The organism is Pirellulales bacterium (assembly GCA_036490175.1).
In the GTDB taxonomy this organism is placed as follows: Bacteria; Planctomycetota; Planctomycetia; order Pirellulales; family JACPPG01; genus JACPPG01.
The window spans coordinates 1-9,654 of record DASXEJ010000004.1; the positions used below are offsets into that span (position 1 = coordinate 1).

Annotated in this window: 6 protein-coding genes; 3 read left to right on the forward strand and 3 right to left on the reverse strand. The window is 59.2% G+C overall.

Annotated features, from left to right (window positions below; translation table 11 throughout):
* A partial coding sequence (locus VGG64_00320; protein HEY1598012.1) for an alkaline phosphatase family protein occupies positions 1-2,492 on the forward strand: 2,492 nt, incomplete at its 5' end.
* 97 nt (positions 2,493-2,589) lie between these two features.
* Here the strand turns inward: VGG64_00320 and VGG64_00325 are convergent.
* Together VGG64_00325 and VGG64_00330 are read right to left on the reverse strand one after the other, a co-directional pair.
* Positions 2,590-3,432: a transglutaminase-like domain-containing protein gene (locus VGG64_00325; GenBank protein HEY1598013.1), complete on the reverse strand. Its 843-nt coding sequence runs from the start codon at positions 3,430-3,432 to the stop codon at positions 2,590-2,592.
* 57 nt (positions 3,433-3,489) lie between these two features.
* Positions 3,490-4,899 carry a TlpA disulfide reductase family protein gene (locus VGG64_00330; protein ID HEY1598014.1) on the reverse strand — a complete coding sequence of 470 codons (1,410 nt, stop codon included), beginning with the start codon at positions 4,897-4,899 and terminating at the stop codon, positions 3,490-3,492.
* 145 nt (positions 4,900-5,044) lie between these two features.
* Between VGG64_00330 and uvrA the strand changes: the two genes are divergently transcribed.
* Positions 5,045-8,161, forward strand: coding sequence for an excinuclease ABC subunit UvrA (gene uvrA / locus VGG64_00335; protein HEY1598015.1), 3,117 nt, complete (start codon positions 5,045-5,047; stop codon positions 8,159-8,161).
* A gap of 45 nt (positions 8,162-8,206) precedes the next feature.
* The gene (locus VGG64_00340; protein ID HEY1598016.1) at positions 8,207-9,004 is read left to right on the forward strand and encodes a DUF1559 domain-containing protein; all 798 of its coding nucleotides are present in this window, start codon (positions 8,207-8,209) and stop codon (positions 9,002-9,004) included.
* 137 nt (positions 9,005-9,141) lie between these two features.
* Here the strand turns inward: VGG64_00340 and VGG64_00345 are convergent, their stop codons facing one another.
* Entirely contained in the window at positions 9,142-9,498 is a 357-nt protein-coding gene (locus tag VGG64_00345) for a hypothetical protein (protein HEY1598017.1), read from the reverse strand.
* Between the last annotated feature and the right edge of the window lie 156 nt (positions 9,499-9,654).

Genomic DNA, 9,654 nt, shown 5'->3' on the forward strand with positions numbered 1-9,654 from the left:
GTCGCCTGAGCTTTCTCGTTGTCCTTTCACTTTGCGCTTTGCTAGTCGAATTGTCAGCAGCCGCGGATGCGCCCTCCAAACCGCGTGTTGTCGGCCGCGCGGAGGATGGCTTCCTGCTTCCCAACGGCTGGACTCTCACGCCAGTGGGAGAGCAAGTCACGCTCACTGACATGCCGCTCAATATCATTCCCTTGGCGGACGGCCGGCATGTGCTCGTCGCCAGCAGCGGATACAACCAGCATGAGTTGGTTGTCGTCGACCTGAGCGACAAACAAATCACGGATCGCGAGCGAGTGAAACAGAGTTGGTTCGGCCTCGCCACCACCACAGCTCAGGATAAGGTCTGGTGGGCTGGCGGCGGCGCCGACATGCTGCATGGCTACGACTTGAAGGGGGGAGAACTGGTTCGTTCAAGTCCCGACGAGCCCGACGAATCGAAACGTTCCAAGGAAGAACGCAGAGCAGATCGCCGGTTCCGTAGCGGGCTGACCATGTCGCGCGCCGGGGACAAGCTCTATACGCTTGATATCAACTCCGGCACAATTCGCGAAATCGACCTTCGCGGCCAAGGTGAAGATCGTATTTCCAAAATCGGCAATCGTCCTTACGACGTTGTGATGGCGCGCAACGGATCGAGGCTCTATGTCTCGGATTGGGCAGGCCGCGCGGTGCTGGCAGTCGACCCGGCCGATCTGCGCACCGTTTCGCGGATCGCTACCGGCGAGCATCCGAATCAGCTGGCTCTGCACCCCACGGATGATCGGTTGTTCGTCTCCTGTGCTTCGAGCAAATGCGTGTCTGTGATCGACACGCGACGCGGCATCATCACCGAAACCATCATGACCACGCTTTTTCCTCGCGCGCCGGAAGGTAGCACACCGGACGCCCTTGCCATTTCGCCCGACGGCGAATCGCTGTTCGTGGCCAACGCCGACAACAACTGCATCGTGGTCGTCGACATTGAGGAAGAAAACGAAAGCCAGGTGAAGGGGATGATCCCGACCGGCTGGTATCCGACGTCGGTGGCCGTCACGCCCGACGGCAAGACCCTGCTAGTTGGCGTCGGAAAGGGAAATCAAACCAAGGCCAATCCCATTCCGGCCGATCAAGACGCTAAAGATAAAGATGCGATCGAGCGGCGCCGCCTTCCTTTCCCCTACATTGGCACAACCTTGTCAGGTGCCCTGTCGATCATCCCGATTCCCGACGACGAACAGTTGGCCTCTTACACGGAACGGGTCTACAAGAATTGTCCTTATTCAGACAAGTTACTGGCAGGCACACCCAGCGAGTTAAAAACCGCGGTCCCCACTAAAATCGGCGATCCGTCTCCGATCAAGCATGTTATTTACATCATCAAGGAGAACCGCACGTACGATCAGATATTTGGCGACATTCCCGTCTCGAATGCCGATCCGAGCCTGGTGATGTTCGGTGAAGAGATCACACCCAACCACCACAATCTCGCCAAAGAGTTCGTCCTCCTCGACAACTTGTACTGCAATGGCCAAGTCTCGCGCGACGGGCATCCCTGGTCGACGATGGCCTATAACACGGACTACATCGCGCGCGATTGGACGCTGACCTACTCAAGCCGTGAAGGGGTTGAAGATGACGACGAGGGGGACTTGTCGAATGCCCCCAGCGGCTACATATGGGATGCGTGCTCCCGAGCAGGTTTATCTTACCGTAGCTATGGTGAGTACGGTCGCCGCGTCAGCCAACCTGACGGCTCGATTCGCGTCGAAGGCGCCGTGCCAGGCCTGGCTGGCCACATGTGCCCCGACTATGGCGTGCCCAAGATGCCAGGCCAGCGATCGCGCGATACCGACAATGTCGCGACCTTTCTCAAGGAGTTCCATGCTTACGAACAGCAAGGAGACCTGCCCCGTTTTATCGTGATGAGCCTGGGCGAAGACCACACTTCGGGCACGACCCCTGGCGCCTTCACGCCGCAGGCATGCGTAGCCAGCAATGATCTGGCGCTGGGCCGTCTGGTCGAAGCCGTTTCGCATAGCAAGTTCTGGCCTGAAACGGCAATCTTTGTGATCGAGGATGACGCACAGAATGGGCCCGACCACGTCGACGCCCACCGTACGATCGGCTTGGTGATCAGCCCGTACACCAAGCGCAAGCAACTCGACAGCACGCAATACACGACAGTGAGCATGCTGCGGACGATGGAACTCATTCTGGGCCTGTCTCCCTTGAGCCAATACGACGCGGCGGCGAATCCGATGTACGGCTCGTTTACGGACAAGGCCGATTTGACCCCCTATACGCACTTGCCCGCGCGCATCAACCTCGACGCCAAGAATACGGCATTGTCTTACGGCGCCGAACGATCGAGCAAAATGGACTTCAGCGAGTACGACCGCGTTAACGATTTCGAGTTGAACGAGGTTCTGTGGTATTCGATCAAAGGCGAAAACGCGACACTTCCACCGGCCGTGCGCCGGGCCATCGCGTATCGGGGCACTGGGGGGAAATGAATCGCCCTGCCGTCGCCAGGGGCCAGAGCGAGAGAATTCTGAAACAAGCAGTGTCAGTTGCCGGTGAAGGTAGCTGGCAACGCCTGACGCTTGCTGTTTAGTTTCTCTCGGCCGCCATGCGCCGGGCGGATTTCAAAAACGGTTGTACTGCCGCGGCCGATTCTCCCTGGCTCGCCTGCACGTACTCTTCCAATAGCGCCACGGCGGGGTGAGGATTGCCGTTGCGCAAATGAATCAGCCCCAAATCGCGCCGCTCGTCCAGCACATCTGGCAACAATGCCGTCAGCCGCAACTGCACGGGCAAGGCCGCCGGCCAGGCGTCTCGCATCGCGTGCGCCGCCTTGAGGTTACGCAACACGCGGGCAGCTACCTCACGCGACGTGGCCGGTCGAAAATGTTCGCTGTTCACAACGCCGCTTTGACCAAGCACGCGATCGATCCTTTCGCGGCAAGAATACTCGTCCAGCACCGCCCCATCGGTGAAAGGATCGACGTACAAAGTTTCTCCTGCGCTACGGCAGCCCACGACAAAATGCCCCGGCGTGCCGACGCCATACAAATCGAGTCCGGCATGCCGCCCCACGGCCGCATACAGGATGGCCAACGAAATGGGAATACCCAGTCGTCGCGCCAGAACGTCGTTCAAATAGCTATTGCGCGGATCATAATAAGACTCTTGGTTCCCGCGGAATCCTACCTGCTCGTAGAGCAACTCGCTGACGGCCGCGAGCTGTGCTTCGATTCCGTCCTTGGCTGCGTGTTCGACCGCGGCGCGTGCCTGGTCACCCAACGCGGCAATGCTCGCAAGCGGTGCGCCCGGATTCAGATCTGGGTATGCGTCGCCCGCGAATTCCAACATCAGCCGCACCAAATCGACACCGTCGTCACGATGCGCCAGCAGCTTGGCAAACTCCGGATTGTCGTTAAACGCTTGTGTCATGCGGTCGGGGACTCGCGCGGTTGCAATGCGGGACGATCCGTTCAAAAACAATGCCCGTTATCCGGGGACTTTTAGCAACTTTTCGATGGTCTCTGTAAGCTCCTCTTCGAGAAAACCGGAATACCCGACATGGACAGCGCGGACAATGCCCGCCGGATCAATCACAATCCATGTAGGCGCTCCGGAGGCTGGGTACAGCTTCTGGATTTCGATACCTCGCAGCGTAGGATACGTCGTTTTTAATTGGGCAACGGCAAAATCCGCGTCGGCGGGATTCTCGTCGATGTTTACGCCGAGAAAGGCAACGGGCTTATCCTTGAAGCGGTTGATGACCGCTTCGAATTGCGGCTGCGCGCGGATGCAGTAGTTGCACTTGCGGAACCAGAAGTCCAGCACGACCACTTTGCCGCGATAATCTGCCAGCGCATGCGACGACTTCTGCAAGTCTTCGGCGGTCCACTCGGGAGACGGCTGGTCGATCGCCTTGGCGACACTTTGCAAGCGGGAATTTGTGGCGTTTTCTCCCAGCAGATAGCCCGCGCGGCGCTCTTGGGCTTGGAGCTGGCCTTGGTAGTGCTCGTCCAGTTGCGGCGATTGATTGGCCGCTTGCGCCGCCACGAGCGACGCCTTGGCTTTGGCAAACCGCTCTGTCAGTGTGCCCTCGGACGAAGGACGTACGAGCTTTGCCATATCGTGGCGCCCCACGAGTTGCCGACATTCTTCGACAGTGCTGAAGAGACGTTCGACGTCAGCCCGCAGGGTGCGCGTAAAAGCTGCATCGTGGGTCGCTGCGTTCGTGAGCGCGAGAGTCTCTTCGTTGTGCTCGTTGTAGTCCTTCCATTCTCCTTGCGAGTGGAAGCGTACGAGATGCCCTGCGGCTTTATCGAACTCGAAGTCGAATTGCAGCGAGCCGACGGATACATCTTCCAAGGGACCCTGGCAAGTGGCGACGAAGTCGAGGCGGCTGTCATCGGTTCCCTCGTTGCGACGATATTCCCAGCGCATACCCGAGCGAGGTTCGACACATCGCCACGCGCCGTTCTGCGTTTCCTCGTCCGTCGGTAGCTGTGGCACGATTTGCCGCGGCGAGAGCCAGGCGGGCAGGGCGGCGAGCGTTGGATTCCAATGAGTGCGACCGTCGCATTCGACTGCCACGCGGAACAAGTACCGCTCCTCGACCTCGGCACCGCGCTTGGCGCAATATTCGATCAACAGGTCACCGCAACCCTGTTTATCGACGTCCAATACCCACAATCGCCACGAGATGGCCAAATCGGCGGGGTCATTTTTGCCAAACCAATCTTGCTTGGTGCCTTCGTAGACCAACTCTTGGCCAGGCGTGAATTGGTAGCTCGCGGCGGCCGGTATCGTGTAGGCGGCAACGCTTTTTACGCCGGTCCACAATAATAGAAACGCGACGCAGCCTGCTAGCCGCGCAGCACGTTTTACGGGATGCGTTACGTACATAAGTGGCCCTTCACGGTCGTGGGTACGATTTGCGCTTGGCCAGCGCGAACAGATCGCTGGTTCCCAGGCGGTGGCCTCGCCCCCGACTTGAAAGTATCATAACAGGTTGCGTTATTGTTCTCAGCAGCCGGCAGAGGAAACTGTAGTGGCCGACCGCATCATCTCGTTACGTGGCGTCGAGGTACACAACCTCAAGAGCATTGACCTCGACTTGCCGCAACGGCAATTGATTGTCTTTTGCGGGGTTAGCGGCAGCGGCAAAAGCAGCCTGGCGTTCGACACGCTCTATGCGGAGGGGCAACGCCGTTATATCGAGAGCTTTTCGGCCTACACCCGACAATTCCTCGAGCGTCTGGAGAAGCCGGCAGCCCAGCGAATCGAAGGCATATCACCGGCCATCGCGGTGGCGGCTTCGACCAGTGCCCGTTCGAGCCGTACGACGGTCGGCACGGCCACCGAAAGCTACGACTATCTGCGGCTGCTCTTGGCACGCATCGGTCGCGTGTTCTGCCAGAAGTGCGGCCGCGAGGTGCTGCGTCACACTCCGCAAAGCGTGGCCACGGAACTCGCAAGCCTGCCAGCCGGGAAACGCTACATGGTCGCCTTTACCTGGCCGGCTTCCGCCACTGCGAATCGAGCAGAACTGGCCGCGCGGCTGCTGGAAGATGGTTTTGTGCGCGCGATCATAGCCGATCAGGTTGTCGACCTTGCGAGCCTCCGCAACGAAACAGGCAGCGGACAATCTGTTGTCGTTCCCTCGCTTCCTCTCTTCTCGGAGGAGGAACAGGACGACGTTTCTGACGTTGAAGAAGCATCTATTTCTTCGCCACAACGGCAGCTCGCGCCAGAAGATGTATCGGATTTCGACAGCGACGACGAGGCAGAGCCCTCTACAGCTAGCCGCGTGCACGCCGATGCCGAGACTCAGCGCGACGAAGACCCATCCGATGGCCCACGCCCGCCCTCACCTCGACCTGAGATACAGGAAATAGAATCCACGCGGGGCACTTCGCTCGATTGGTCCGTGGTTGTGGACCGCCTGACGGCTGGTAATACCAGCGATGAACGATTGCGCGAAAGTATCGAAGCGGCCTTCGAAAAAGGGCACGACCAGGTGGTCCTGCTCATCGACGAGGCCGGCGCCGCGGCCGGCAATATCGGCGGAGTGCCAATTACGCTCGACGGCCGACCCTGGCGCCGCGTAACGCGCAGCACACAATTGGTCTGCGACGATTGTCAGTTAGAGTATGTGACCCCCGAGCCACGACTATTCAGTTTCAATAGTCCGTTGGGAGCCTGTCCCGAATGCGAAGGCTTTGGCAACATCGTCGACATCGACATGGACCTGGTCGTTCCAGACAAACAAAAATCGATCCGCGAAGGGGCCATCGCCCCTTGGAACACCCCGGCCTACTCCCACGAACGGGACGAGCTGGTGGCGTTGGCCGACGACTATGCCCTGCCGGTCGACGTCCCGTTCGCCACACTGACCGAAGAGCAGCGACGCCTGATCTTCGAAGGTGTGCCGGAGCGCGAGTTCGGCGGGCTGCGCGGCTTCTTCGCGTGGCTCGAGCGACGCAAGTACAAGATGCACGTACGGGTGTTTCTCAGTCGTTGGCGCAGCTATCGCCCCTGCCCCGCCTGTCATGGCGCACGGCTGCGACCTGCGGCGCTGGCAGTGCGCATCGGCGGCAAGAACATTGCCGAAATCTGCGCCCTGCCGGTCGACCAGGCAGAACCGTTCGTGCGCGCGCTCGAGCTTTCCGACTGGGAAAAATCCGTTAGCCGCACGATGCTAGAACAGGTGCAAGCCCGGCTCGCCTTTTTGCGCACTGTAGGGTTGGGCTACCTGACGCTCGATCGCACGTTGCGTACGCTCTCGGGGGGCGAATCGCAGCGAGTCTCGTTGACGTCGGCGCTGGGCTCGAACCTGGTGAACATGCTCTATGTTCTCGACGAGCCATCGGTCGGCTTGCACCCGCAAGACACGTCGCGATTGGTGAAGGCGATCCAAGGGTTGCGCGATCGCGGCAATAGCGTGGTCGTCGTCGAGCATGAAGAAGCCCTGATCCGTGCGGCCGACATGGTGGTCGAGATTGGCCCTGGTGCTGGCGAGCGCGGTGGACGTGTGGTCTTTCAGGGCACGCCGCGCGCGATGGAAGAATGTACTGCCAGCCTGACCGGAGATTACCTGTCGGGCCGTCGCATGTTCCACACGCCCGACAAGCGACGTCAGCCGAATCATGGTTGGATCCGCCTGGCCGGCGCCCGCGGCAACAACTTGCAGAACCTCTCGGTCGAGTTCCCGCTGGGGTTACTGTGCGTGGTAACGGGCGTGAGCGGCGCAGGCAAAAGCACATTGGTCGAGGACACGCTCTATCCGGCCCTCTGCCGGCGGATGCGCAAAGAGGGTCCGCCGCCGACCGACTGCGACGATGTCTTTGGCGATGGCCAAATTAACGACGTGATCCTGGTCGATCAAAGCCCGATCGGACGTTCGCCCCGTTCGAACCCTGTCACCTATATCAAGGCGTTCGACGAGATTCGCGCCGTCTTCGCCGACACGCTCGAAGCGCGCACCCGCAATTACACGGCCGGCCATTTCAGCTTCAACGTCGAAGGTGGGCGTTGCGGCACCTGCCACGGCGACGGCTATATCCAGATCGACATGCAGTTTCTGGCCGACGTGTATATGAAATGCGCGCAATGCCACGGCCGGCGCTACCGCGACGAAATTCTGGACGTTACCTATCGCGGCCGCAATATTGCCGACGTGCTGGATATGACCGTGCGCGAGGCATTCACGTTCTTCCGCGGCAGCCCCAAAGTGCAGGCCGCCCTCAAGAAGCTGATCGACGTAGGGCTCGACTATCTGCGGCTCGGCCAGCCCGCCAACACGCTTTCAGGGGGCGAAGCGCAACGGCTGAAGCTGGCCGGCTACATGTCCACCGCGCGGCGCTCGCGAACGCTGTTCATCCTCGATGAACCAACCACCGGGCTGCACTTTTTTGACATCGTGCAACTGCTCGATTGCTTCGAAGCCCTGCTGGCTGTCGGCCATTCGTTGATCGTCGTCGAGCACAATCTGCAGGTCATCAAAGCGGCTGACTACATTATTGACCTCGGCCCCGGTGCGGCGGCCGACGGCGGCCGAGTTGTCGCGCAAGGCACGCCCGAGTTCGTTTCTCGCGTGTCCGAATCCGTCACGGGGCGTTACCTGGCGCAAGCCTTGGCGGCCGATCGCAAAAACAAAACGGCGTGAACGAACCGCATCCCTTTGGTAAGATGGATGCGGAGGGCATGCATCATGTCCACGTTCGACGGTCCGGATTCTGCGGGCGATGAGCATTCATTCTCGGGCGCAGAGCCGATCCCGCGCGGCGCATCGCGTTTTGGAATATTGAAGGCGCTACTTGTCCTAGCAGCGCTATTTGCCCTCGCAGCAGCGATTCTAGTGCCCGCCATTGGTTCGGCGCGCGAGGCGGCACGGCGCGCTACATGTCAATGCAGGCTGAAGCAACTTGGTCTGGCGCTGCAGAATTACATTAGTGCCTTCGGCACTTTTCCTCCGGCGTACGTCGCCGATGACGAGGACCGCCCCATGCACAGTTGGCGGGCCTTGGTAATACCCTATTTTGAAGCAACGGAACTTACCAACGCTTACGATCTGAGCGAACCGTGGGATGGGCCCAATAACCGCAAGCTGATCGACCACATGCCTTATAATATTTATCGCTGCGCCAGCGATTTTCATGCTACCCCGGGCACATCAAACTTCGTGGCCGTTGTAGGTCCAGAGACTCTTTGGCCGGGCGCGGCCAGCCGCAAGCCGGATGAAGTTAGCGACGGACTGTCCAACACGATCGCCGTGGTCGAGGTGGCCGATCTGGACATTCCCTGGACACAGCCGCGCGATTTGGAGTTTGCCAACATCCCGTTTGCGATCGATCCGCCAGCAGCCGGCGGGATTCGCAGCAAGCACAAAGCGCACGCGACCAACGTGCTGCTGGCCGATGGCTCGGTCCGTTTCCTCGCCGATATCGATCCGGCTACCTTGCGCGCCTTGCTGACCGCTGCCGGTAACGAAACGGCATCGGTGCCATGACCCGCGGCGAAGGTGCCAATAGCAGCGCACGGTCTAGGGGCCAGAAATTACTGGCCATCGCGTAGCCATTACTGATGAATGGCACTAGGTTAAGGAAAATGGCTACGTAGCGATTTTGCCATCGAAGTTGGCACGCTCTAATTTGGCCGATCTAGGTCAACGACATCCTGCGCATAAAACAGAATCTTGCCAGGTGATGCCTCGAAATCCGCGACTTCGATATTGAGACCGTCCCATTTCCGATCGCGAATGTCGAGAATAATCATGCCATGCGTTGGAGACGGAAATCCCTCTTCAATTTTCAAGGATTGTGGACGAAGAAATCGAAGCCTTCTGACCTCGCCTTGGCGGCGAAGAACCAGATCAACGTGTGAGTTTTTCCAGTCATCTGGGTCGTTGTGATAATCGAAGCGAACGACTGTATATTCATGTGGACTTTCGATTATCGAATGAAGCGGACTGCCATTCCAAACGGCTTGCTTAGTTTTGCTCATAGGTATCCCTCATAGCGTGAATCGAAGGAAATAGCATTAAGAACGTGTTTTCAAATGTATTTTGTGCGTGCCAGGCGGCGTGACATGAGGCTGATCATGGCGATATAGATCATGGCTTCGCTGGTCTCGGTGTTACGTTCGTAGTCGCGGGCATGG